This window comes from Rhizobacter sp. P2_G4 (genome assembly GCF_056403575.1).
In genome coordinates this window covers 319,715-343,564 of record NZ_JBFUFG010000004.1, presented here as the reverse complement: position 1 = coordinate 343,564, position 23,850 = coordinate 319,715, and the positions used below count along the sequence as shown (strand labels likewise).

Genomic DNA, 23,850 nt, shown 5'->3' with positions numbered 1-23,850 from the left:
ATGAAGATTCTGCACACCATCGCCGAACTGCGGGCGGCATTGCCGGGTCCGCAGTCATGCGCCTTCGTTCCCACGATGGGCAACCTGCACGAAGGCCACCTCGCCCTGGTACGCCAGGCGAAGCAGCATGGCGTACCGGTGGTGGCCAGCATCTTCGTCAACCGGCTGCAATTCGCACCGCATGAAGACTTCGACCGCTACCCGCGCACGCTGCCGCGCGATGCCGAGCTGCTGAAAGGTGCTGGCTGCGATCTCGTGTTCGCACCGGACGAGCGCGAGATGTACCCCGAGCCACAGGCCTTCAAGGTGATCCCTGACCCAGCCTTGGCCGACATCCTCGAAGGCCACTTCCGCCCCGGCTTCTTCACCGGCGTGAGCACCGTCGTGATGAAGCTCTTCTCGATCGTGCAGCCCAAGATCGCGGTGTTCGGCAAGAAGGACTACCAGCAGCTGATGGTGATCCGCCGCATGGTCGAGCAGTTCGCGCTGCCGATGGCGATCGAAGGCGGCGAAACGCGCCGCTCAGGCGACGGCTTGGCCCTGTCATCACGCAATGGCTACCTGAGCCCCACCGAACTGACCGAAGCGCTGGCCTTGTCGCAAACGCTGAAGCAGCTGGCCGAGGGATTTCGCGCCCAACCGCAAGCGCTCGATCAGCTCGAAGCGCAAGCCCGCGACGCCTTGTCGGCACGTGGCTGGCAGCCCGACTACCTGACGGTACGCCGCCGCAGCGACCTGCTGCCGCCCCAGACGAGCGATGCCATCGCTCCGCTGGTGGCCTTGGGTGCCGCCCGCCTCGGCAACACCCGGCTGATCGACAACCTCGAGTTCTGACACCGGCCCACTCGGCCTGGGCCAAGCGGACTAGGAATTCGAAGGTGACCGCACGCCCAGCTTGAAGCCGATCATGGCCCGAAGCTTGTTGGGCACCACCGGCTTCACCAGCAGGTGGAAGTCGTGTTCCTGGGCTTCGGCCTCGTGGCCGGTCATGGTGCTGCCGGTGACCATGATGGCCGGCACCTCGCTGCCGAAGCGCTGGCGCAAGGCCTGAATAGCTTCGACACCGGTGCGGCCCTGCTCCAGTCGGTAGTCCACGATAAGCAGATCGGGCCGGGAGCTGATCGGGTCGGCCGCCTGAGCCCAGGCCTGGCTGGCCTCGACCGTCTCGAACGACGCCACCTGCGCCCCCCAGCCCTTCAGCAGCACCTCGAGCCCGCCGCGCACCGCCGGTTCGTCTTCAACGACGACGATGAACTTGCGGTCGAGCGTGATGCCGAGCGGTGCCTTGCCGGCCACGTCGCTCGGCCCGCGGACGCGGGGCGCCTTGCCGACCGGCAGCTGCAACGAAAACACCGTGCCGCGGCCCAGTTCGGAGCGCAGCGAGAGCGGCGCGTCGATCAGCCCAGCAAGGCGCTTGACGATCGCCAGCCCCAGACCCAACCCCTTGCGCTGCTGCGGCGACAGCGTTTCGCTGTAGGGCACCTGATAGAACTCTTCGAAGATGTGCTCCTGCTCGCGCTCGCGGATGCCCATGCCGGTGTCCCACACCTGCAGCAACAGATGGCCATCACGCCGCCGGCAGCTCACCAGCACGCTGCCGTCGTTGGTGTAGCGGATGGCGTTGGAGACGAGATTGCGCATGATGCGCTCGACCAGCACCGGGTCGGCATGGATGTTGTGGCCCGCTCCGCGGAAGCGCAGGCTCAGGCCCTTCTCGAAGGCCACCGGCTCGAAGTGCAGGCGCAGCTTGCGGAAGATCTCGCCGACGTTGAAGTGCTCGGGCGTCACGTCGACGCCGCCGGTGTCGATCTTGGTGATGTCAAGCAGCTCCGAGAACAGCCCCTCCAGGGCATCCACCGAGCCGTTGATGCTGGCCACGAGATGGGTCACCTCTTCATCGTGGCTGCGCTGGCGCAGCGCTTCTGCGAACAGGCCCATGGCGTGCAAGGGCTGCCGCAAGTCGTGGCTGGCTGCGGCGAAGAACTGCGTCTTGGCCCTGTTGGCCACCTCCGCCTCCTGCCGGGCCTTGTCGGCCGCGGCCTTCTCGGCACGCAGCTGGATCAACAGCTGATCGGCGCGCACCTTGATCTGCATCAGCCCTTCATTGTTCTTTCGGTACAGGCGCGCCAGCATCACCGTGATGCCGAAGACGACGAGCAGGTAGGCCGCCAGCAGCAGGCTCTTCGAATCGCCGGGCAGCGCCACGCGCACGATCAGCGGCACCAGGCACAGTGCGCAGAATTCGTAGAAGGTGTTGTGCTGCGGCGAAAGAATCTGCATGCCGGCCATGCAGAAGCTGTAGATCGTGAGGATCAGGATCACCTTCTCCGAGGCGCCGCCGTAGCCGTAGAAGAACCACGCCGCCACGCCCCACAGCATGCCGGCACACAAGGTCGTGGCGCGCCAGGCCTGGTACCAGCGAAGCAGAGCCTCGCGATCGTCATTCTTGCGGTGGCCGAAGCCGTATGACATCCAGGCCCGAACCAGGCCGAGAATGCCCAGCACCGTCAGCCACGCCAGCATGCCGGGCCGCGGCACCAGCTTCCAGAACTGGCTCACCGTGACGCTCACACCCAGGATCATCGCCACCGTGGTGGTGGGCAAGTAGGCATAGATGTCGGCCACGCGCTCGGCAGAGGCCTGGTCTTCGAGCATCGCGCGGGTCGCGGCGTCGACGTCGGCCGCGGCTTCAGGGGCACCCGATGATGCGAGTTTGTCGCGGCCGGGCTGGATCGTGACCATCGGTGTCAACGCGGCGTACTACCGCGCCAGGCGGAGAAGCCGCCATGCTGCTGGCTCATCTGGCTGACGGCCAGCACGGCCTGCGTGCGCGAACTCACGCCGAGTGCGCGCAGCACGGCAGCCACATGGTCCTTGACGGTCTCGACCGAGAGGCCCAGTTCGCGAGCGATCAGCTTGTTGGGGTTGCCCTGCAACAGCAATGCGAGCACATCGGTCTGGCGCGGGGTGAGCCCGAGCGAGGCCAGGCTGGGCTGGGTCTGGAAGCCGCTGTCGGTGGCTTCCTTGTTGACGACGTTGAGCTGGCCGTTGACGACGTCGGTGCTGCGCCGCGTGGCGGGTGGGTCCACGCCGATGCTCATCGGCGGCACGTAGATGCCGCCCGACATCACCATGTGCAAGGCTTCGAACAGCGTCTCGTTGGTGGCGCGCTTGGGCACGAAGCCCATCGCACCGAGGTCGATGGAGCGGATCACGTCGCTGGCGCGGTCGGAGGCCGAAACCACCACCACCGGCAGCGCCGGGTAGGCGGCGCGGAATTCGACCAGCAGGTCGAAGCCGTCGGCATCGCCGAGTTGCAGGTCGAGCAGCACGAGGTCGAAATCGTCCGCGGCCTTCAGTGCCTCGCGGGCGGCACGGGCGCTGCCCGCACCGACCACGTTGACGTGGTCCCCCAACCCCTTGATGACCGTTTGCAGCGCCGAAAGAATCAGCGGGTGGTCATCGACCAGCAAGACCTTCATTGTTGTTCCCCCATAGGTGTGTGCGAGTGGCGATCCTATGCCAGGCCTCGCAGACAAAGCCTCCCTCCAATGGGGGTCGAAAGGTGTGTCTCCCCGGTTTCAGGCGTACCGACGGGCCAGCGATTCGGCCACGCACACCGGCTTGGTCGAGCCTTCGCGCTCCATCGTGCATTCAACGGTCATTTGCGCACCACCTTCGAGCGGGATGTATTCGATGAGCTTGAAGCGCCCGCGCAGGCGGCTGTTCACCGGCACCGGCGACGGGAAGCGCACCTTGTTCAGCCCGTAGTTCACGCCCATCTTCGTTTCCGTGACACGGAAGGCAGAGGCCGTCATCTCGGGCAACAGGCTCAGCGTGAGAAAACCGTGCGCTATCGTCGTGCCGAAGGGGCCCTCTTTGGCGCGCTCGGCATCGAGGTGGATCCATTGGTGATCGCCGGTCGCGTCGGCGAACTTGTTGATCCGCTCCTGCGTGACGGTCATCCACTCGCTGACGCCGAGTTCCTGGCCGACGAGCGACTGCAGGTCCGAAATCTTCTCGAAAATCTTCATGCACTGATCCAGGTGATGAGGGGTTGCCACTGTTCCATGTCGCGCTCGACCCGGCTGGCCGCCACGTCCCACAGGGTGAGGCCGCGGGCAGCGAGGTGAACGTAGTTCTGAGTGTCCCGCAGGAAGGTGACGACCGGCGTCTCCAAGGTGCCAAGAAAGCTGCGCAGCTGGTCGGCCGAGATGGTGCCCTCGCGAATGCGCATGCCCACCACACCCACTGAAACCTTGTCGCCGCGGCGGTGCGCCAGCAATTCGCTGATGAACGCATGGGTGGCGTGGATGTCGAAGATGCTCGGCTGCAGCGGCACGATCACCTTGTCTGCGATCTTCATCACCTCGTCGAGCCGCTTGCCGTGCAGACCGGCGGGGGTGTCGAGTACCACGTGGGTGGTGCCTTTGGGCGGGCGCACGACCTCGTCGTGCGCAACGTCCCAATTGGTGATCTTGGGCAGCGCTTCGGGGCGCAGCGAGAGCCATGTGCGCGCCGACTGCTGGCGGTCCACGTCTCCCAGCATCACCGCATGCCCGGCGTGGGCGAGGTAACCTGCCACGTTGGTCGACAAGGTGGTCTTGCCCACCCCTCCCTTCGGATTAGCCACCACGATCACCGGCATGCTTGCTCCCGAGTTATGGACTTACTTAAGAAGTCTTCGCCGCGCATGGCGGGGACTTGTCCAGTACAGCCTGACGTTTGCGGTTATGTTAACGGGCGCCCGCTTCTCCTAACTCAAGACTTACCCATGACCCAAGCGACCGACATCCTCGTGATCACGGCCCACCCGCACATGGAGCTGTCGCGCATCAACCGCCGGCTGATGCGCGCCGCCGCCGAGGTGCCGCGGGTGCAGGTACGCGACCTCTACTCGCTCTACCCCGACTATCTGATCGACGTGGCTGCCGAGCAGGCCGCCCTCGCAGCCGCACAGCTGGTGGTCTGGCAGCACCCGATCCACTGGTACCACATGCCCCCGCTGATGAAGCTTTGGGTCGACGAGGTGCTCGCCTTCGGGTGGGCCTACGGGCCCGGTGGCGAAGTGCTGAAGGGCAAAGACCTGTGGCTGGTCGCCAGCACCGGCGGCCCCGACGATTCGTACCAACCCACCAGCTACAACCGATATCACTTCGAAGCTTTCATGCCCCCCTACGAACAGACCGCCGCCCTCTGCGGCATGCGCTTCCTGCCGCCCATGGTGCTGCACGGTGCCCACAAGGTGAGCCACCACGACCTCGACGCGCATGCCAGGACGCTGTCCGCTCACCTCGCCAGCTACCCGGCCTGGCCCGAGCTCGAAGGGATGGAAGAGTGCGTCGCCTGCGAGGTGCCGCTCTCGGCTCGCCCGCAAGAAGAAGCCGCCAACACCGTCGACGGCGCATTGGCCGTACACAACGCCGAGGCTGCCTGATGGAACACGGCAGTTGGCTGACCGGCACCCTCGTCTACCTCGGCGCGGCTGTGCTGGCCGTTCCCGTGGCAAAGAAGCTCGGGCTCGGTTCCATCATCGGCTACCTGGCAGCGGGCATTGCCATCGGGCCATGGGGCCTGCGGCTGGTGACCGACCCGCAAGACATGCTGCACTTCGCCGAGTTCGGCGTGGTGCTGATGCTCTTTCTCGTGGGCCTCGAACTGGAGCCGCGCCGCCTGTGGTCGCTGCGCAAGCCGATCTTCGGCTGGGGCAGCGTGCAGCTCTTCGGCTCGGCTGCGGTGCTGATGGCCATCGCCATGGCGTTCGGCGTTCCCTGGCAGCTCGCGCTGGTCGGCGGGCTCGGGCTGGCAATGTCGTCCACCGCCATCGGCCTGGGCGTGCTCGGCGAGCGCAACCTCATGGCCACCACCAGCGGGCAAAGCCTCCTCAGCGTGGCGCTGCTGCAAGACATCGCGGCCATCCCCATCCTCGCCTTGGTGCCGCTGCTGGCGGCCACCGAGGGTGTGCATGCCGAAGGCGGCGCGTGGCTGGCGGCGGCCAAGGCGATCGGCGTGATCGCCACCATCGTGCTGGGCGGGCGTCTGCTGCTGCGCCCCGCGCTGCGCTGGATCGCCCGCAGTGCCACACCGGAGATCTTCACCGCCGCCGCGCTGCTGCTGGTGGTGGCCACCGCAGCGCTGATGCAGGCGGTGGGCCTGTCGATGGCACTGGGGGCCTTTCTCGCCGGCGTGCTGCTGGCTGAAAGCGAATACCGGCGCGAACTCGAGACCGACATCGAGCCCTTCAAGGGCCTGCTGCTGGGTCTCTTCTTCATCGCCGTGGGCATGAGCATCGACTTCGCGGTGGTGCTCAAGCAGCCCCTGCTCATCACCGCCGTCGTGCTGGGCTTCTTCGCGCTGAAGGCGGCCGTGCTGTGGGGCATGGGGCGCGCAATGCCGCTGCCCAAGCCCGAGCGGCCGGTGTTCATCATCCTGCTGGCACAGGGCGGCGAATTCGGCTTCGTGGTGTTCCAGACAGCGACACAGGCCAACGTGATCGACGCGGCCACCTCGTCGCTGCTGGTGGCGGCCGTCGCCATCTCGATGCTGCTGACGCCGTTGCTGCTGGTGGCGGCCGACAAGTGGTGGATCCCGCTGCTGGCCAAGCACAAGCCGGTCAATGTCGACGAGATCAGCGAGCCTCAAAACGCGCCGGTGATCATTGCCGGCTTCGGCCGCTACGGCCAGATCGTCGGCCGGCTGATGTTCGCCAACGGCATCAGCGCCACCGTGCTCGAGCACGACGCCGAGCAGGTCGAAAGCCTGCGCAAGTTCGGCTGGCAGGTCTTCTACGGCGACGCGACGCGGCTCGACCTGCTGCGCACGGCCGGTGCTGCCAAGGCAGGCGTGATCGTCGTGGCCATCGACGACGTGGAGCAGAGCCTGAAGCTCGTCGACGTGGTGAAAGAAAACTTTCCGCAGCTGACCGTCATTGCGCGCGCGCGCAACGTGACGCATTACTACGGCCTGCGTGAACGCGGCGTCACGCTCATCGAACGCGAAACGCTCGACTCGGCACTGATGACCGGACGCACCGTGCTCGAGGCGATGGGCTGGCAGCGCCACCAGGCGCGCAACCTGGCACTGCGCTTCAGGCGCCATAACATCGAGCTGCTGGAGGAGATGGCGCTGCACCGCACCGACGAGGCCAAGCTCATCGCGGTGGCCAAGCAAGGCCGGCAGCAGTTGGAGCAGCTCTGGGCCAAGGAGCGTGAAGAGGCCCAGGAGCGCAAGCAACGAGCGGGCTGGAGCAACGAAACGGTCGCTGAGTCGAGCGAGGGTGCACCATGACATCGACATCATTCCTGCGAACCCACAGCTTCAACGCGCTGCAGCCGGGCTGGCGGCTCATCGTGCTCGGCGCCGTGCACGGCAACGAGACCTGCGGCACACGCGGCATCGAACGCGTGCTCGCCGAGCTCGACAGCGGCAGCTTGCAGATCACCCGCGGCAGCGTGACCTTCGTTCCGGTGACCAACCCGCTGGCCTCCCAGAAAGGCCAGCGCTCAGGCGACCGCAACCTCAACCGCAACCTGCGGCCCAACGACGATCCGCAAGACTACGAAGACCGCATCGGCAACGTGCTGTGCCCGCTGCTGGCCGCGCACGAGGTGCTGCTGGACCTGCACTCCTTCCATACCGCCGGCGAACCGTTCGCAATGATCGGCCCGCCCGACAACAAGGGCACGCTGGAGCCCTTTACCCACGCCGCCGAAGAAGAAGCGCTGGCGCTGCGCCTGGGCCCGCGCCGCATCGTCGAAGGCTGGCTCGACACCTATGCCATGGGCGTGAAGAACCGGCTGCAACGCGCCACCCCGACCGACCGCGCACAGATGCTCAGCACCGACCCCAGCTATGGCGTGGGCACCACCGAGTACATGCGCAGCCAGGGCGGCTACGCCATCACGCTCGAATGCGGCCAGCATGCCGACCCGCGTTCGCCGGAAGTGGCCTACCGCGCCATCCGCAACACGCTCGCGCACCTGAAGCTGGTGGACGAGCCGGCGCCGGCGGCGCGCGCCGACATCGAACTGCTGCGCCTGGCCGAGGTGACCGACCGCCACCACGCCGACGACCGCTTCGCGCGCGAGTGGGCCAGCTACGACCCGGTGAAGGCCGGCGAGGCCATCGGCACCCGCGCAGATGGCACCGTGCTGCGCGCGCCGAGCGACGGCTTCATCGTGTTCCCCAACCCGGCGGCGACACCGGGCAACGAGTGGTTCTACTTTGCGCTCAAGAGCAGCCGGGCCTTGAACCGCCGCGGTTGAATCTCCCGCGGCGCGGGTTCTCAGGGTTCAGTACGCCGCTTCGTAGATCGCTTCGATCTCGGCCTGCGTGAGCTTGCGCGGGTTGGTGGCGCCCGAGCCGTCTTTCATTGCGTTGATGGCCATCATCGGGATGTCTTCGCGCTGCACGCCCAGGTCGGACAGCTTGGCCGGGATGCCCACCGTGCGCCCCAGATCGAACATGGCCTTCACCGCGCTCTGCGCTGCAGCCTCGGCGCTCAGCCCGGCGGTATCGACGCCGAGCGCTCGCGCCACGTCGCCCATGCGTGGCGCGCAGGCGCTCGCGTTGACGGCCTCCACATGCGGCAGCAGCAGCGCGTTGCACACGCCATGCGGCAGGTTGTATTGCCCGCCCAGCTGGTGCGCCATTGCGTGCACGTAGCCGAGGAAGGCGTTGTTGAACGCCATGCCGGCAAGGAACTGCGCACAGGTCACATGTTCTCGCGCGCTTCGATGTCGTCCTTTCCGTTCGCCACCGCGCGCGGCAGGGAACTGGCCGATCAGCCTGATGGCGTGCAGCGCGCAGGCATCGGTCACATAGGCCTCGACCGCGTGCGTCGGCGCGTCCATGCCGGTCGCGGCGGTAAGCGATGGCGGCATGCCAAGCATCAGCTCGGGGTCGTTCACCGACAGCATCGGCGCCAGCTGCCGGTCGACGATGTTCATCTTCAGGTGGCGTGTCTCATCGGTGATGACGGCAAAACGCGTGATCTCGCTGGCCGTGCCGGCGGTGGTGTTGATGGCGATCAGCGCCAGTGGCGGCTTCTTCACCTTGTTGACGCCGCGGTAGTCCATCACCGAGCCGCCATTGGTGGCCAGCACCGCAATCACCTTGGCGCAGTCATGCGGCGAGCCGCCGCCCAGCGAAATGATGCAATCGGCCCCAACCTCCTGCAGCGCGGCCAAGCCGGCTTCGACGTTGGCGACCGTCGGATTGGGCTGCACGCCATCGAAGACCGAAACCGCCATGTCCCGCTCGCGCAGCAGCGAAACGACCTGCTCGGTGACGCCCAGGGCGGTGAGCGGTGCATCGGTCACGATGAGCGCGTGCTTGAAGCCGCGCGACTGCACGACCGTCATGGCATCGGGCAAGCACCCGGCACCCATGATGTTTTCGGCCGTCATCAAAAAGCTGCGGGTCGGCATGGTCTGTCCTTCGGTTGATGAGCTGTGCGAGACGACATTTTGACCCGAAGTGCACGGGCGTTCCAAATTGTCAGTGGAAGCCGTCCCACAGCAGCTTGAGGCCGGTGAGCAGCATGCCCACATAGACCAGCTTGTAGAAAAGCGCCGGTGGAATGTGGGGCACGAGGCGCACGCCGATCCACACACCAACCGGCGCGAGCGGCATCAACACCAGCGCCGTGCTCATGTTGCGCAGGTCGATCAGGCCCAGCCAGGCATAGGGCACGACCTTGGAGAGGTTGAGCGTCGCGAAGAAGATCGCCATCGTCGCTGTGAAAACCATCGGCGGCAGGCGCAAGGGCAGCACATAGGCGCTTACCGGCGGGCTCCCGGCGTGGGCGACGAAGCTCGTGAAGCCCGAGGCCGAGCCCAGCAAGACTCCCAGCCAGCGCGGCGGAGGCGGCGCATCAACGCGCGGCGGAAACAGCAGCCGCTGAGCGAGAAAGAGCAAGGTCAACGCACCCACGATGCCCGACACCGTGTGCGTCGGCAGCACGCCAAACATGAGGAACCCGATGACCGTGCCCAACAGCCCCGCCGGCAGCAGCAGGCGCAGCAGCGCGCGGTCACGCTGGTACCACAGCGCCTTGACGCCGGTGGCGTCCATCACCAGCAGAAGCGGCAGCATGATGGCTGCGGCCTGGGGCACGGGAATGGCCAGCGCCATCAGCGGCGTCGCCAGCGCGCCGAAGCCGGCGCCGAAGCCGCTTTTCGCCAGCCCCATCATCAACACCGCGGGCACGGCCACGGCATAAAACCCAAGGTCGGTGATCATCGATAAGAAAAGCGAGAATTCTCCGATGTTCGCCCCATCCCAAAACGACGTTCGCCGTTTCTTTTGCGACACCCACCGCAAGCGCGAGCAAGGCTTGCCGCTCACCCCGATGGAAACCGTGGCCGCCGACTGGATCGGCGAGCACCCCGAGTACCACGCCGAACTCAACGACGTGGACGCGGCACTGGCCGCCGTCTACGACGTCGAGGCCGGCCGCACCAACCCCTTCCTGCACTTGTCGATGCACCTGTCGATCAGCGAGCAGGTCAGCATCGACCAGCCGCGCGGCATCAAGCAGGCCTATGCCTTGCTCGCCGCCAAGCGCGGCTCCGCGCACGAAGCGCAGCACGAGGTCATGGAGTGTCTGGGCGAGATGATGTGGGAGTCGCAGCGCAGCGGTTTACCACCCGACGGCCACAAGTACATCGATTGCATCCGCCGCCGCGCGACGAGGTAGCCCCCCAGTCGCTTTCGCTCCTGCCCCCAGGGGGCGCCGCCTGGCGGACCGGCAAAGCCGGATCCGCGGGCGTTGCTTGATGAGGCACGGCGCTTCGCGCGTGCGGGACGCTAGGCTGGCTTCTGGGGGAGTCTTTGCGCGGGATCGTAGAAGAAGGTCTCTTCCGCCATGCGCTCGCCTTCCCAGCGCTGGTAGGCCAGCTCTTCCATGTGGGTGAAGCTGCCGTCTTTCCATTCGAAGTGGAAGATCCAGCGGATGACGACGTGGTCGCCATTGACGAACACCGGCCGCACGCATTGTGAGGTGACCGATGCAGCACGCGCCATCACCTTGCGCTCGTTGGCCACGTGCAGCTCGCGGCCGACACGCGGCGGGCCCATGTTCTCGCGCATCGTCGAGTCGGCGGTGTAGAACTCTTCGACCGCCTCGGCGTGGGCGTTCTGCTCCACTCTCGCGATGAATCTTTCCAGCGTGTCGGTACTCGGCATGGCAGCTCCTCAAAGGAGCTTCAGTCTATTGCGCGTGCGCACCCGATGTCTTGATCACCTTGGCCCATTTGTAGGACTCCGACGTGATGAGCCGCCCGAACGCGGCCGAGCCCATGCCGCTGGGAATGGCACCTTGCGCCAGCATCGTCTGGCGCATGGCCTCGGTGCCGAGCGAGCGGGATATCTCGGCGTGCAGCTTGCCGACGATCTCGAGCGGGGTACCCACCGGCGCCAGGATGCCGAACCACGACGTTGCATCGAAGCCCTTGAGCAGCGGCCCGCCCGCCTCGTCGATGGTGGGCAGCTCGAGCATCGAGAACGAGCGCGTGGTGCTGGTCACCGCGAGTGCTTTCAGCTTGCCCGACTTGATGAACGGCGACGCCGACGGCAGGTTGTCGAACATCACGTCCATCTTGCCGGCGACCAGGTCGGCCAACGCAGGGCCTGAGCCCTTGTAGGCCGTGTGCGGCATCACCGTGCCGGTCATGGTCTTGAAGAGTTCACCGGTCAGGTGGATGGAGGTGCCGCTGCCCGAACTCGCCATATTGAGCTTGCCGGGGTTGTCCTTCGCGTACTTGACGAGGTCGAGCACGCTGTGGATGCCGGCCGCCTCCATCTTGGCGGGGTTCATCACCAACACATTGGGCACGTTGGCCACCAGCGTGACGGGCGCGAAGTCCTTGACCGGGTCGAAAGGCAGGCTCGCATAGAGGGCGCCGTTGATGGCCTGGGTGCCCACGGTGCCCATCAACAATGTGTAGCCATCGGGTGGCGACTTCGCCACCTCGGCCGCACCAAGGTTGCCGCCGGAGCCGGCCTTGTTGTCCACCGTAAAAGGCTGCTCGAACGTGCGCTCAAGATGGGGCGCCAGCACGCGCGCCAGCACGTCGGTGGTGCCACCGGTGGCGAACGGCACCACGATGCGCACCGGCTTGGTGGGCCAGGCCTCGGCCATCGCGTTCGGCGTGTGAAGAGCCACAGGGCCCGCCGCAGCGGCAAGCAACAAACGTCGGCGCGTGAGGGATGAGTGCATGGGTGCGTCGCAGCAAAAGATGTGCGCGCGATTGTGCGGAGCGCCGTCTTCGTTGCAAGCGCAGAAATGAAAAGTTTCGCGGTCCGCCAAGACTTCGTTGCCTCGCGCCGACAGTGCGTCCGTCAGCGTCCCGACCTGCCGCCTTTTGTCACTTCAATCACTTCAGCGTGATCCATCGCCATTCCAGCCAGTTGTCGGGGCGGTGCACCGCATCGACGTTCTGTCGCGCGGCCCACGGGATGACCTGGCGGTGCAGCGGAATGTTCAGCACCAGCTCGTTGTGCCGCTTGAGCAGTGCCTTGATGAGCTGCTCGCGCTTCTTCGGATCGGCTTCCTTGCTGGACGCAACGGCGAGTTCATCGAGCTGGGCATCCTTCGCGCCGCCGAAGTTCCAGGCGCCGATGCCACCCTCGCCACGCCCGCGCAAAACCGGCGTGATCGTCACTTCGGCATCGGTGATCTGGCCACCCCAACCGAGCATGTACATCGAGGTGTCGTACTTCTGCACCTTGGGAAAATAGGACGAGCGCGGCATGGCGTTGACGCGCACCTTCACGTTCAGCCGCGCCCACATCGAGGCCAGCGTCTGGCAGATCTCTTCATCGTTGATGTATCGGTTATTCGGGCAGTCGAGCGTCACTTCGAAGCCTTGCGGGTAGCCCGCATCGGCCATCAGCTTCTTGGCGCCCTCCATGTCGTAGGGCAGGCGCTTGTCCAGTTCAGGGTCGTTATAGGCGCCCAACGGAGACGAGGTGATGCCCCCGGTAGGCAGCGACTGCCCGCGCATCAGCTTGGCCTTGATGGTCTCGATGTCGACCGCCTGGTAGAGCGCCTTGCGAACGCGCACGTCCTTGAACGGGTTCTTGCCTTTCACGCTGCTGTAGAGCAGCTCGTCTCGCAGCTGATCCATGCCGATGAAGACGATGCGGTTCTCCGGGCCTTCGATCACCCTCACGCCGCCGGTGTTGCGCAGTCGCGGCAGATCTTGCGGCGCCGGGTCGAGAATGAAATCGACCTCGCCCGAGATGAGCGCGGCCACGCGGGTGGCGTCGCTCTTGATCGGGGTGTAGACCACCTCCTGCACATTGCCGTCGAACTTGCCCCACCAGTTGGGGTTGCGTTTGTAGACGGTTTTCACGTCGGGCTGGCGCGAGACCAGCATGTAGGGCCCGGTGCCGTTCGCATTGAAAGAGGCGTAGCCCTCTTCCTTGTTCTTGAAGTCGATCGGCTTGGTGGCCTTGTTCTTCTCCGCCCAGGCCTTGCTCATGATCGGCAGCAAACCGAGGTGCTGCAGGAAGATCGGGTTCACGTTCGCCAGGTTGAACTCGACCGTCAACGCGTCGACTTTCTTCGGCGCGCCCACCGCGTTGGCGTACACCGCGATGTCGGACGAGGCCTCCTTGGCGCGCTGGATCGAGAACACCACGTCGTCGGCGCTGAACGGGCTGCCATCGTGGAACTTGACGTTCGGCCGCAGCTTCATACGCCATTGCGTGGGCGATGCTTGCTGCCATTCGGTGGCCAGCGCCGGCTCGAGCTGCATGGTCTTGCCGCGGCTGACCAGCGTCTCATAGACCTGCCCGTTCATGGCATTGGTCAGCAGCTCGTTCTGCGAATACGGGTCCATGGTCTGCGCATCGCCCTGCGATGCCCAGCGCAGGGTCTGCGCATGGACGGCGGTGGCCGCAAAGCAGGCAGCCAGGCAAAGGGTCAACGAGCGCAAGCGGCGGTCCATGCGTACTCCTGCAAGACGAAAGCCGCGAGTTTATGGGCGGGCTCAGAGCCTGAGGGTTTTTCGGACGTGCCCGAGCAGCGCGTCAAAAGGCGACGGATCTAGGCGCAAAGCACAGCCATAGCTCGGGCTATGGCGAGCATTTGCAACGACGAGCCGTCGTCTTTTGGCGTGATGAGCGGGCATGAGCGAAAGACTCTCAGGCTCTTAGGTGGCGGGTGCGTAACCCTCTTCGGTCAGGGCTGCCGTGAACTCGACCGCCGGCCGGCTCGACTCGATCTGTACCTTGTGGCTCGGCAAGTCGATGTCGAGCTTGGCCGCGGGGTCGAGCTTGCGCACGGTGTCGGTGACGGTGCGAACGCAATGGCCGCAGGTCATGGTGGGGAGGGTCAGTTCGATCATGGGAATCCTCTTGAATGAGCCCGAAGTATTCACCTTCCCATGATGGCAAGGTCAAGCATGAGGTCGATCCTTGACCTTGCCATCATGGGAAGGTCTAAGCTCCATGCATGGATTCGAACGCCACCCTCACCCTGCAGCTACCGATCGAGGGCATGACCTGCGCCTCGTGCGTCAACCGCGTCGAGAAGGCGCTGTCACGCGTGCCGGGCGTGCAATCGGTCAGCGTCAACCTTGCCACCGAGCAGGCGACGGTGGTGCGCCAGAAGAGCAGCGGGCAGACCGCCGACCTGATCGCCGCCGTCGAAGGCGCCGGCTACACCGCCCATGAAATCGCCTCGGCCGGGCCGCCCGCCACGCACGGCTGGCAGGTCGCGCTCGCGGCAGCGCTGTCGGCACCGCTTGTGTTGCCCATGCTGGGTGACGCGTTCGGCCAGCACTGGATGCTGCCGGGCTGGCTGCAGCTGCTGCTGGCCACGCCGGTGCAGTTCTGGCTCGGCGGGCGCTTCTACATCGCGGGCTGGAAGTCGCTGCGCGCCGGCAGCGGCAGCATGGATGTGCTCGTCGCGTTGGGTACCACCGCCGCGTACGGGTTGAGCGTGTGGCATCTGTGGCACGACACCCCGGCCATGCCGATGCTGTACTTCGAATCGGCCGCGGTGGTGATCACGCTGGTGAGGTTCGGCAAGTGGCTGGAAGCCCGCGCCAAACGGCAGACCACCGAGGCCCTGCGGGCGCTGCAGGCGCTCCGGCCCGACACCGCCCGCGTACGGCGCCAAGGGCGCGAAGAGAGCGTGCCCGTGGCCGCGGTACAGGTCGGCGACGAGGTGGTGCTGCGCCCCGGCGAGCGAGCACCGGTCGACGGCGTGGTGCTCGAAGGCGCGAGCCACATGGACGAATCTCTGCTCACCGGCGAAAGCCTGCCCGTCACCAAGGGGCCGGGCAGCCGCATCACCGGCGGAGCCATCAATGCCGAAGGGCTGATGGTGCTGCGGACCACGGCGGTGGGCGCCGAGACGGCGCTGGCGCGCATCGTTCGCCTGGTCGAATCGGCGCAGGCGCGCAAGGCACCGATCCAGCAACTGGTCGATCGGGTGAGCGCCGTCTTCGTGCCCGCGGTGGTGGTGGCTGCACTCGTCACCTTCATCGGCTGGTGGGCGTGGAACGGCGACATCTCGACCGCGCTGCTGCACGCGGTCGCCGTGCTCGTGATCGCCTGCCCATGTGCGCTGGGCCTGGCCACACCGGCGGCCATCATGGCCGGCACCGGCACGGCGGCAAAGCACGGCATCCTGGTGCAGGACGCGCTGGCACTCGAGACCATGCACGCCGTCACCGTGATCGCGTTCGACAAGACCGGCACGCTGACGCAGGGCAAGCCGACCCTCGTCGACGCCCGATCGTTGTCATTGACCCGCGACGACCTGCTCGCACGTGCTGCCGCCCTGCAGTCGGGCAGCGAACACCCGCTGGCGCGCGCCGTGCTCGATGCGGTGCCACAAGCCACACCGGCGCAGCAGGTGCAAGCCGTGGCGGGGCGCGGCGTGAAAGGTGTGTTCAACGGCGAAACCTTGGTTTTGGGCAGCGGCCCGTGGATGCGCGAGTTGGGCGTCGACACCACGCCGATGATGAGCAACGCCGCCACGCTGCAATCGCAAGGCCGCACGGTGTCGTGGCTGGCACGCACCGATGGATCACCGCAGTTGCTGGGCTTGCTGGCTTTCGGCGACCCGATCAAGCCCGAGGCGGCTACCGCGATCGCAGCCCTCAAGGCGCATGGCGTGCGCCCCGTGCTGATCAGCGGCGACAACCGCGGCAGCGCGCAAGCCGTCGCCGATCAACTGGGCATCACCGACGTGCACGCCGAGGTGCTGCCCGGCGACAAGGCAGGCGTCATCGCGGCGCTTCGCAGCGGGCCGCCGCATGGTGCCAAGGTGGCGATGGTGGGTGATGGCGTGAACGATGCGCCGGCCCTTGCGGCGGCCGACGTGGGCATCGCGATGAGCACCGGCACCGACGTCGCCATGGCCACCGCAGGCATCACCCTGATGCGCGGCGACTTGTCGCTGGTGATGGCTTCGCTCTCCATTTCACAGCGCACCACGGCCAAGATCCGCCAGAACCTGTTCTGGGCCTTTGCCTACAACCTGGTCGGCATTCCGCTCGCCGCCTTCGGCTACCTGAGCCCCGTGGTCGCGGGTGCGGCGATGGCGCTGTCGAGCGTCAGCGTGATCAGCAACGCGCTGCTGCTCAAACGCTGGAAACCTGAAGGGACGAACACATGAACATCGGCGAAGCAGCGAAGCAATCAGCGGTCACGGCCAAGATGATCCGCCACTACGAAAGCCTGGGCCTGCTGCCTCCGGCGCCGCGCACCGACGCCGGCTACCGCGTCTACGACGACGCCAGCGTGCACACGCTGCGCTTCATTCGCCGTGCGCGCGACCTGGGGTTCGGCATGAAGGAGATCGACACCCTGCTCGGCCTGTGGCGCAACCGCCGGCGCGCCAGCGCTGACGTGAAACGCATCGCCCAGGCCCATGCCGACGATCTGCAGAGGCGCATCGACGAGATGCAGGCGATGAAGCGAACGCTGGAGCACCTGGCGCATTGCTGCCAGGGCAACGGGCGGCCGGACTGCCCGATCCTCGACGACCTGGCCGGCGGCCGGGCCTGATCCGTCCCGGACGCGGTGCTCAGAAGCGCGGCGTCTTGCCGGTGAAAGCCGGGTCGTACTTGCGCATCTGAGACAAGTCGTCTCGATTGCGCACGCCGCAGGCAAGGTACTGCGCATGCAGCTCGGCCAGTCGGTTGCGGTCGAGCTCCACACCCAGGCCGGGCGACGTGGGCACCTTCACCGCGCCGCGGTCGAAAGCGATGCGGCCGCCCTTTACCACTTCTTCTTCCTGCCATGGGTAGTGGGTGTCGCAGGCGTAGCTGAGGTTGGGGATGCTGGCCGCCACGTGCGTCATCGCCATCAGGCTGATGCCCAGGTGCGAGTTGGAGTGCATCGACATGCCCAGGTCCCACAGCGCGCACATGCGTGCGAGCGTCTGCGTGACGCGCAGGCCGCCCCAGTAGTGGTGGTCCGACAGCAGCACCCGCACCGAGCCCATCTCGGCGCCCTTGCGGAAGTCGTCGAGCGTGGTGATGACCATGTTGGTGGCCAGCGGCAGGCGCGTATGGCGCGCCAGTTCGGCCATGCCCTGCAGGCCTGGCGTCGGGTCTTCGTAGTACTCCAGCAGTTCATCGAGTTCGGGCGCGGCTCGGATGCTGGTCTCAAGCGACCAGTTGGCATTCGGGTCCAGGCGCAAGGGCAAGCCGGGAAAGGCCTCGTGCAGCGCCCGCATGCAGGCGATCTCGTGCGCCGGCTCGAACACGCCACCCTTCAGCTTGATGCTCTGGAAGCCGTACAGCTCGATCATGCGGCGTGCCTGCGCAACGATCTGCGCCGGGCTGATGGCCTCGCCCCACGCATCCGGCGCATAGGGTTTGTCGATGTGCTCGGCGTACTTGAAGAAGAGGTAGGCGCTGTAGGGCACGGCATCGCGCACGGCACCGCCCAGCAGGTCGACGATGGGCGCACCGAGGCGCTGGCCTTGCAGGTCGAGCATGGCCACTTCCAAGGTGCTGGTCACCTTGGCCGCGTTCTTGGCGGTGTGCGAACCCGGTGCGAGTTCGAACTCCACGGCACCGGCGCTGGGCCGGATGGTGGCGCGCACCCGCTCTTCCATGCGGTTGAGGTCGAAGGGCGACAGGCCGAGTACCAACGCTTTTGCCTGCTCTAGCACCCGCAGCATCGGCTCGTCGCCGTAGGTCTCGGAGATGCCGACCCGGCCGTCGCTGGTTTCGAGCTCGACGATGGCCCGCAGCGCCCAGGGCTCGTGGATGCCGGCAGCGTTGAGCAACGGGCCGTCGCGGAAGGCGATCGGGGTGATACGGATGTCGGTGATTCGGGTGTCGCGGTGCATCGATTCGGCTTCTCTCGCGTTCGTTGGAAATATTCAGTTGGCCGATGCGCCGGACTTCTTCACCAGCGCTGCCCAGCGCGGGATCTCGCGCGCCATCAGTGCCGACAGCTCTTCAGGGGTGCCGCCAACGATCTCCATGCCGAGCTGCCCACCCAGCTTGGCCTGCACGTCGGGCATCTTGAGCGCCTTGGCGATCTCGGCATGCAGGCGCTGCACGATGGGTTTGGGCGTGCCCTTCGGTGCGTAGATCGCCTGCCACGATGACATCTCGAATCCCGGCACGCCCGCCTCGATCATCGTCGGGGTGTTTGGTGAGAGCGCGATGCGCTTGCCCGTGGTCACCGCCAGCAGCTTCAGTTTGCCGGACTGCAGCAATGGCAGGGCCGCCGTCATCTGGTCGAACATGAAGGTGACTTGCCCGGCCGACACGTCGACCATGGCCGGCGGCGTGCCCTTGTACGGCACGTGCGTGAGCGGCACGCCGATCAGGTCAGCAAACATTTCGCCGGCCAGGTGGGTGGACGTGCCGGAGCCCGACGACGCGAAGGTGCGGCGCTTCTCGTCCTTCTTCAGCAGCCCAATCAGTTCGGCGACCGAGTTGACGCCGAGATTGGGGTCGACCAGCAGCACGTTGGGCAGGTAGGCCACGAGTGCCACTGGCTCGAAGTCTTTCACCGGGTCATAGCTGAGGTTCCTGTAGAGGCTGGCATTGATGGCATGCGTGCTGATGGTGCCGCCGAAGAGCGTGTAGCCATCGGCCAGTGCCTTGGCGACAAAGCTCGCTCCGATGGCGCCGCCCTGCCCGGGCTTGTTGTCGACCACAACGGTCTGCTTGAGGGCGAGCTGCAGCTTCTCCGCGACCATGCGGCCGACGACGTCGGTCGAGCCGCCGGCGGTGAATGGCACCACGTAGGTGATGGGCTTGGCCTGCGGCCAGTCGGGTGTCTGTGCCACGGCGTGGGCACCGAGCAAGACGGTGAACACCGCGGCGAGGCGCGGCAAGAGATGTCGGCGGTTCATGGTGTGTCTCCAAGGGAAGGACGAGCGCGCGGCTCAATGAATGAGCTTCTTTGCTGCAAGTAAAGCACTAATACATTAGTACGTCAATGACACCCCACCACTAGAATTTGGGCCATGCCCCCTACCCCGTCCACACGCCGACCGCCCGCGTTCGACCGCTCACGCCAAGCGGCACCGCAAGTGTTCGAGAAGCTGCAGGAGCAGATCCTGTCGCTGGAGATGGCACCGGGCACGGTGCTGTCGCGTACAGAGCTGGCCGCTCAGTTCGGCCTCAGCCAGACGCCGATTCGCGATGCGCTGATCAAGCTGGGCGAAGAAGGCCTGGTAGACATCTTTCCGCAGCACGCCACGGTGGTCAGCCGCATCGATGTCGCGTCGGCCCTGCAAGCGCAGTTCCTGCGGCGCTCGATCGAATCAGAAGTGGTTCGCACCCTTGCTGCCCAACCTGATGCGCGGCTCGTCGCCCGCTTGCGAGCACAGATCGACGTGCAGGCCTCGTTGACCGGCAGCTCCGCGTACCACGAGTTCATCGCCGCCGACCGTGCGTTCCACCGGCTGATGTACGAAGCCGCCGGCGTGCCGGACCTCTACCCGCTGGTACGCAAACGCAGCGGGCACCTGGACCGGCTGCGCATGCTGAACCTGCCCACCGTCGGCAAGCAACGCACCATTCTTCGGGACCACCGCCGCATCGTCGACGCCATCGCCGAAGGCGACGCCCAGGCTGCACAAGACAGCTTGCGCGAGCACCTCTCGGGCACCTTGAGCCAGGTCGAGGCCATTCGCCTCGCCCACCCCGACTACTTCACCGCAGAAAGCTGAACGTCAGGCGGCCACGCCGGTGCGCTTGAGTGCATCGGGCCCGGCCCACAGCTCATCGAGGCGAGCGAACTTCCACTGCGCATTCGATTCGCGCGCGGCGATGCGATCGGTGCAGGCGGGGTTCGCCAGGTTCAGCATCTCGGGCGGGATGTGCAGCTGCGAACGCGTCGAGAAGAACACCTTGACCTGAGGTGACACCAGCGACTCCGGGTTCTGCTCGCACACCACCGCGAGCCGGCCCGACTGCATGCGCACGAGCGAGCCGATGGGGTAGATGCCGACGCTCTTCACGAAGGCCTGGAACACCGCGTCGTCGAAGTGACCGCCGCGCCACTCGGCCATCTTGCGGATGGATTCGGCCGGGTCCCAGCCGTTCTTGTAGGGCCGGTCGGAAGTGATGGCGTCGTACACGTCGCACACCGCGCCCATCTTCGCGAGCAGCGTGATCTGGTCGCCGCGCAGGCCGTGGGGGTAGCCTGTGCCGTCCATCTTCTCGTGATGGTGCAGGCATACATCGAGCGCACCCGCCGTGGCCGTGCCGCCTTCGAGCAGCAGCTCGTGGCCGCGCATCGGGTGGTTCTTCATGATGGTGAACTCGGCATCCGTCAGCTTGCCGGGCTTGTTCAGCACCTCCGAAGGCATCATCGCCTTGCCGAGGTCGTGCAACAGCCCGGCGAGGCCGGCGTCACGCGTCTTGGCTTCGTCGAGGCCCAGCTGACGGGCCAGCGACACCATCAACGCGCACACCGCAACCGAGTGCATGTAGGTGTAGTCGTCGTGTGTCTTCAGCCGCGCCAGGCTCACCAGTGCACCCGGGTTGCGCCAGACGGAGCCGGCGATCTCGTCCACCAGCGGCAGGCACTCTGCGGCGTCGACGGCGTTGCCCAGGCGTGCCTCCGAGAACAGCGCCTTCACGGCCTGCTTCGACGTGGACATCAACGCTGCGGCGCGCTTCATTTCGCCGGCCATGCTGGTGGTCTGGGTCAGGATGGCCGGTGCCTCGGCCGGAGCCGGCGCCGGAACCGGCGGCGCGACAACGGGCTCGGGCTGAGGGCGCTCAGCCAGCGCGTCGAGTCCCTTGGTTGTGTCGATGACGCAGGCTTCGACACCACTGGCAAGCAGCTTGTCGAGGTCGCTCTTGTCAGCGAGCACGAACTTGGTCTTCCAGAAGGGATGGTTGAGCCACGGCCCCTCCAGCGAGTGCAAGTGCATGCCCAGGCGTAGCTGTCGGATCTGGATCTTTTTCAGCATGGAAGGGAGAGCGTTCGAGGACTGGGCGCTCGGTTTCTATCGGCACACCAGGCCGCAACTTGACTCTCGCCGCCAAAAACAAAAACGCCGCTCATGAGAGCGGCGTTTTGCGTGAACTAAGTGTGATCTCGTTCAGCGGAACCTGGCTTGCGGCACGGTGTGAAGTTCGCTCGGCAGCGACGCGAGGTACTGCGCCAGTTCCTTCAATTGCGCGTGCGTGAGCTGTGCAGCCATGCCCATCATGATGGGGTTGGCCCGGCCAACCTGCGGGTTGTTGGCGGTCTGGTAGGCCTTGAGCGCGACGTACAGGTAGTCGGCATGCTGGCCAGCCAGCTTCGGGTAGCTCGGGTCCAGCGGGGTGTTGAAATTCTGGCCGTGGCAGGTGTTGCACTTGCTCTGCTCGATCAGCTTGGCGACCTGCTCGCTCGGCTGGGGGGCCGACTGGCCTTCGGCAGTCCCGGCCTTCTTGCCCTGCTCTTCGTAGAACGCGGCCAGATCGGCGATGTCCTGGTCGGTGAGCGACGTGGCAATCGACTTCATCGTCGGGTGCTTGCGCTCGCCCTTCTTGTACGCGTTCAGCGCCGAAGCGATGTACTTCGCACCCTGGCCCGAGATCATCGGGACCTTGTGGACCTCAGGGAAGCTGGCCTGGTAGCCGGGGATGCCGTGGCAGCCGATGCACATGGCTGCCTTCTTTTCGCCGGCCGCTGCGCTGGCCTTGATGTCTTGCGCCTGGACAGCGAAGGTAGCGCCGCCAAAAGCAGCAAGCGCGAAGATCGTGGAGAGCAGTTTTTTCATGGTCCGACGGGGCGGGTCTTCGAAGTAACGGCGGATTATAGGGATGCCTGCGCCGGCCCCTTTTTGACCAGCCCGGTGTCATCTGCAGGACAGCGATCGCCGATGCGGCGCTTATATACTGGCCCGACACCTTTCCACCACGGCGGCTCCATGAAATTCACCGGCTCTGAGAACTACGTCGCCACCGATGACCTGATGCTCGCAGTGAATGCAGCGGCCACGCTGAAGCGCCCGTTGCTGATCAAGGGCGAGCCGGGCACCGGTAAGACGATGCTGGCCGAAGAAGTGGCGCAGGCTCTCGGCATGCCGCTGATGCAGTGGCACATCAAATCGACCACCAAGGCGCAGCAGGGGCTGTACGAGTACGACGCCGTGAGCCGCCTGCGCGACAGCCAGCTGTCGGACATCGACGGCGGCGAGCGCGTGAAGAACATCCACAACTACATCGTCAAGGGTGTGCTGTGGCAGGCCTTCACGGCCGAGAAGCCGGTGGTGCTGTTGATCGACGAGATCGACAAGGCCGACATCGAATTCCCGAACGACCTGCTGCGCGAAATCGACCGCATGGAGTTCTACGTGTACGAGACGCGTGAGCTCATCAAGGCAGTGCATCGCCCGCTGGTGTTCATCACCTCCAACAACGAGAAGGAGCTGCCCGACGCCTTCCTGCGCCGCTGCTTCTTCCACTACATCAAGTTCCCCGACGCCACGACGATGCAGAAGATCGTCGATGTGCACTTCCCCAAGCTGCGCAAAGAGCTCCTCGCCGCAGCGCTGAAGAACTTCTACGACGTGCGCAACCTGCCCGGCCTGAAGAAGAAGCCGTCGACCTCCGAGCTGCTCGACTGGCTCAAGCTGCTGGTGGCCGAAGACATTCCGCTCGAAGTTCTTCAGAGCAAGGACGACAAGGTCTCGGTGCCCCCGCTCGTGGGCGCACTGCTGAAGAACGAACAGGACGTGTCGCTGTTCGAGAAGCTTGTCTTCATGCAGAAGCACAATCGCTGATGCAGCCGGTACTGCCCACCACACTGGAGAGCGAGCGCCTTCGCCTCGAACCGCTGAGCCAGGCGCATCTCGCCGGCCTGCTCGCTGCGGCCGCCGATGGCGAGCTGTGGAACCTTCGCATCACCTCGGTGCCCGAGCCGCAAGACACCGCGGCCTACATCGAGACGGCGCTCAAGCAGCACGAGCAAGGCAATCGCCTCGCCTTCGCGGTGATCGACAAGTCAAGTGACAAGGTGCTCGGCAGCAGCAGCTACCACGACATCGTGCCGGCCGTGGAGCGCCTGGAGATTGGCTACACCTGGTACGCACAGAGCGTGCAGCGCAGCCACGTCAACACCACCGTCAAGCTGATGCTGATGACGCACGCCTTCGAGACCCTGGGTGCCAAGCTCGTGGGTTGGCGCACCGACAACTTCAACTTCGCCAGCCAGCGTGCCATCGAGCGCCTGGGCGCCAAGCGCGACGGCGTGCTTCGCCACCACGCGCTGCGCCGCGACGGCACGGTGCGCGACACCGTCATGTACAGCTTGGCCGCGGGCGAATGGCCTGAGGTGAAGGCCCAGTTGATGTACCAACTCCACAAGCCGCGCTGAGCGCGGCTTTTTTCATGCCTCGCCGCATCGAGCGGCTCT

At 65.8% G+C, this 23,850-nt stretch carries 24 protein-coding genes; 10 read left to right on the top strand and 14 right to left on the bottom strand.

The window, feature by feature from the left end; translation table 11 throughout:
• Positions 1-834 (top strand): pantoate--beta-alanine ligase, encoded by an 834-nt coding sequence (gene panC, locus AC1DYS_RS17570; RefSeq protein WP_477901408.1) that lies wholly within the window; start codon positions 1-3, stop codon positions 832-834.
• Between the two features lie 30 nt (positions 835-864).
• Here the strand turns inward: panC and AC1DYS_RS17565 are convergent, their stop codons facing one another.
• The 4 genes from AC1DYS_RS17565 to AC1DYS_RS17550 form a co-directional block, all read right to left on the bottom strand.
• The gene (locus tag AC1DYS_RS17565; RefSeq protein WP_477901406.1) at positions 865-2,742 is read right to left on the bottom strand and encodes an ATP-binding response regulator; all 1,878 of its coding nucleotides are present in this window, start codon (positions 2,740-2,742) and stop codon (positions 865-867) included.
• A gap of 5 nt (positions 2,743-2,747) precedes the next feature.
• Positions 2,748-3,482, bottom strand: coding sequence for a response regulator (locus AC1DYS_RS17560; protein ID WP_477901404.1), 735 nt, complete (start codon positions 3,480-3,482; stop codon positions 2,748-2,750).
• Between the two features lie 99 nt (positions 3,483-3,581).
• Complete coding sequence (locus AC1DYS_RS17555) at positions 3,582-4,034, bottom strand: MaoC family dehydratase (RefSeq protein WP_477901402.1); 453 nt, start codon at positions 4,032-4,034, stop codon at positions 3,582-3,584.
• Positions 4,031-4,648, bottom strand: coding sequence for a ParA family protein (locus AC1DYS_RS17550; RefSeq protein ID WP_477901400.1), 618 nt, complete (start codon positions 4,646-4,648; stop codon positions 4,031-4,033). Before AC1DYS_RS17550 ends, AC1DYS_RS17555 begins: the two co-directional genes overlap by 4 nt.
• 126 nt (positions 4,649-4,774) lie before the next feature.
• On the opposite strand from AC1DYS_RS17550, the gene kefF reads away from it, so the two are divergent.
• Genes kefF through AC1DYS_RS17535 form a run of 3 tightly spaced genes read left to right on the top strand, consistent with a single transcriptional unit; the run spans position 4,775 to position 8,264 of the window.
• Positions 4,775-5,437: a glutathione-regulated potassium-efflux system oxidoreductase KefF gene (kefF, locus tag AC1DYS_RS17545; protein ID WP_477901398.1), complete on the top strand. Its 663-nt coding sequence runs from the start codon at positions 4,775-4,777 to the stop codon at positions 5,435-5,437.
• Positions 5,437-7,287 (top strand): glutathione-regulated potassium-efflux system protein KefC, encoded by a 1,851-nt coding sequence (kefC, locus tag AC1DYS_RS17540; RefSeq protein WP_477901396.1) that lies wholly within the window; start codon positions 5,437-5,439, stop codon positions 7,285-7,287. The genes kefF and kefC overlap by 1 nt, the downstream gene beginning before the upstream one ends.
• Entirely contained in the window at positions 7,284-8,264 is a 981-nt protein-coding gene (locus AC1DYS_RS17535; protein ID WP_477901394.1) for a M14 family metallopeptidase, read from the top strand. The genes kefC and AC1DYS_RS17535 overlap by 4 nt, the downstream gene beginning before the upstream one ends.
• Positions 8,265-8,291: 27 nt before the next feature.
• On the opposite strand, the gene AC1DYS_RS17530 is transcribed toward AC1DYS_RS17535, so the two are convergent.
• A complete protein-coding gene (locus tag AC1DYS_RS17530; RefSeq protein ID WP_477901392.1) occupies positions 8,292-9,428 on the bottom strand; it encodes an iron-containing alcohol dehydrogenase in 1,137 nt (378 codons plus the stop codon).
• A gap of 70 nt (positions 9,429-9,498) precedes the next feature.
• The gene (locus AC1DYS_RS17525) at positions 9,499-10,242 is read right to left on the bottom strand and encodes a sulfite exporter TauE/SafE family protein (RefSeq protein ID WP_477901390.1); all 744 of its coding nucleotides are present in this window, start codon (positions 10,240-10,242) and stop codon (positions 9,499-9,501) included.
• Positions 10,243-10,267: 25 nt separating this feature from the next.
• Between AC1DYS_RS17525 and AC1DYS_RS17520 the strand changes: the two genes are divergently transcribed.
• Entirely contained in the window at positions 10,268-10,699 is a 432-nt protein-coding gene (locus AC1DYS_RS17520; protein ID WP_047494144.1) for a DUF1841 family protein, read from the top strand.
• 110 nt (positions 10,700-10,809) lie between these two features.
• On the opposite strand, the gene AC1DYS_RS17515 is transcribed toward AC1DYS_RS17520, so the two are convergent.
• The 4 genes from AC1DYS_RS17515 to AC1DYS_RS17500 all read right to left on the bottom strand — a co-directional run bounded on the left by AC1DYS_RS17515 (position 10,810) and on the right by AC1DYS_RS17500 (position 14,354).
• Entirely contained in the window at positions 10,810-11,187 is a 378-nt protein-coding gene (locus AC1DYS_RS17515; RefSeq protein WP_477901387.1) for a nuclear transport factor 2 family protein, read from the bottom strand.
• A 25-nt stretch (positions 11,188-11,212) separates the two neighbouring features.
• Positions 11,213-12,220, bottom strand: coding sequence for a Bug family tripartite tricarboxylate transporter substrate binding protein (locus AC1DYS_RS17510; protein ID WP_477901385.1), 1,008 nt, complete (start codon positions 12,218-12,220; stop codon positions 11,213-11,215).
• Positions 12,221-12,377: 157 nt separating this feature from the next.
• The gene (locus AC1DYS_RS17505) at positions 12,378-13,955 is read right to left on the bottom strand and encodes an ABC transporter substrate-binding protein (protein ID WP_477901383.1); all 1,578 of its coding nucleotides are present in this window, start codon (positions 13,953-13,955) and stop codon (positions 12,378-12,380) included.
• Positions 13,956-14,159: 204 nt separating this feature from the next.
• A complete protein-coding gene (locus AC1DYS_RS17500; protein ID WP_477901381.1) occupies positions 14,160-14,354 on the bottom strand; it encodes a heavy-metal-associated domain-containing protein in 195 nt (64 codons plus the stop codon).
• Positions 14,355-14,461: 107 nt separating this feature from the next.
• Here AC1DYS_RS17500 and AC1DYS_RS17495 point away from each other — a divergent pair, with 107 nt between their 5' ends.
• Together AC1DYS_RS17495 and cueR are read left to right on the top strand one after the other, a co-directional pair.
• Positions 14,462-16,636, top strand: coding sequence for a heavy metal translocating P-type ATPase (locus AC1DYS_RS17495; RefSeq protein ID WP_477901379.1), 2,175 nt, complete (start codon positions 14,462-14,464; stop codon positions 16,634-16,636).
• Positions 16,633-17,028 carry a Cu(I)-responsive transcriptional regulator gene (cueR, locus tag AC1DYS_RS17490; protein ID WP_477901377.1) on the top strand — a complete coding sequence of 132 codons (396 nt, stop codon included), beginning with the start codon at positions 16,633-16,635 and terminating at the stop codon, positions 17,026-17,028. Before AC1DYS_RS17495 ends, cueR begins: the two co-directional genes overlap by 4 nt.
• A 19-nt stretch (positions 17,029-17,047) precedes the next feature.
• Here the strand turns inward: cueR and AC1DYS_RS17485 are convergent, their stop codons facing one another.
• Positions 17,048-18,322 carry a glucarate dehydratase family protein gene (locus tag AC1DYS_RS17485; RefSeq protein WP_477901375.1) on the bottom strand — a complete coding sequence of 425 codons (1,275 nt, stop codon included), beginning with the start codon at positions 18,320-18,322 and terminating at the stop codon, positions 17,048-17,050.
• A 33-nt stretch (positions 18,323-18,355) separates the two neighbouring features.
• A complete protein-coding gene (locus AC1DYS_RS17480) occupies positions 18,356-19,342 on the bottom strand; it encodes a Bug family tripartite tricarboxylate transporter substrate binding protein (RefSeq protein WP_477901373.1) in 987 nt (328 codons plus the stop codon).
• Positions 19,343-19,456: 114 nt separating this feature from the next.
• Between AC1DYS_RS17480 and AC1DYS_RS17475 the strand changes: the two genes are divergently transcribed.
• On the top strand, positions 19,457-20,164 hold the full coding sequence (locus AC1DYS_RS17475) for a GntR family transcriptional regulator (RefSeq protein WP_477901371.1): 708 nt from the start codon (positions 19,457-19,459) through the stop codon (positions 20,162-20,164).
• Positions 20,165-20,167: 3 nt separating this feature from the next.
• Here AC1DYS_RS17475 and AC1DYS_RS17470 read toward each other — a convergent pair whose 3' ends face one another.
• Positions 20,168-21,415 (bottom strand): cyclic di-GMP phosphodiesterase, encoded by a 1,248-nt coding sequence (locus AC1DYS_RS17470; RefSeq protein ID WP_477901369.1) that lies wholly within the window; start codon positions 21,413-21,415, stop codon positions 20,168-20,170.
• Positions 21,416-21,547: 132 nt separating this feature from the next.
• On the bottom strand, positions 21,548-22,213 hold the full coding sequence (locus tag AC1DYS_RS17465) for a c-type cytochrome (RefSeq protein ID WP_477901367.1): 666 nt from the start codon (positions 22,211-22,213) through the stop codon (positions 21,548-21,550).
• Between the two features lie 150 nt (positions 22,214-22,363).
• Here AC1DYS_RS17465 and AC1DYS_RS17460 point away from each other — a divergent pair, with 150 nt between their 5' ends.
• Both AC1DYS_RS17460 and AC1DYS_RS17455 read left to right on the top strand, forming a co-directional pair.
• Entirely contained in the window at positions 22,364-23,218 is an 855-nt protein-coding gene (locus tag AC1DYS_RS17460; protein WP_477901365.1) for an AAA family ATPase, read from the top strand.
• Positions 23,218-23,811, top strand: a complete 594-nt coding sequence (locus AC1DYS_RS17455; RefSeq protein WP_477901363.1) for a GNAT family N-acetyltransferase — start codon at positions 23,218-23,220, stop codon at positions 23,809-23,811. Before AC1DYS_RS17460 ends, AC1DYS_RS17455 begins: the two co-directional genes overlap by 1 nt.
• Positions 23,812-23,850 lie beyond the last annotated feature (39 nt).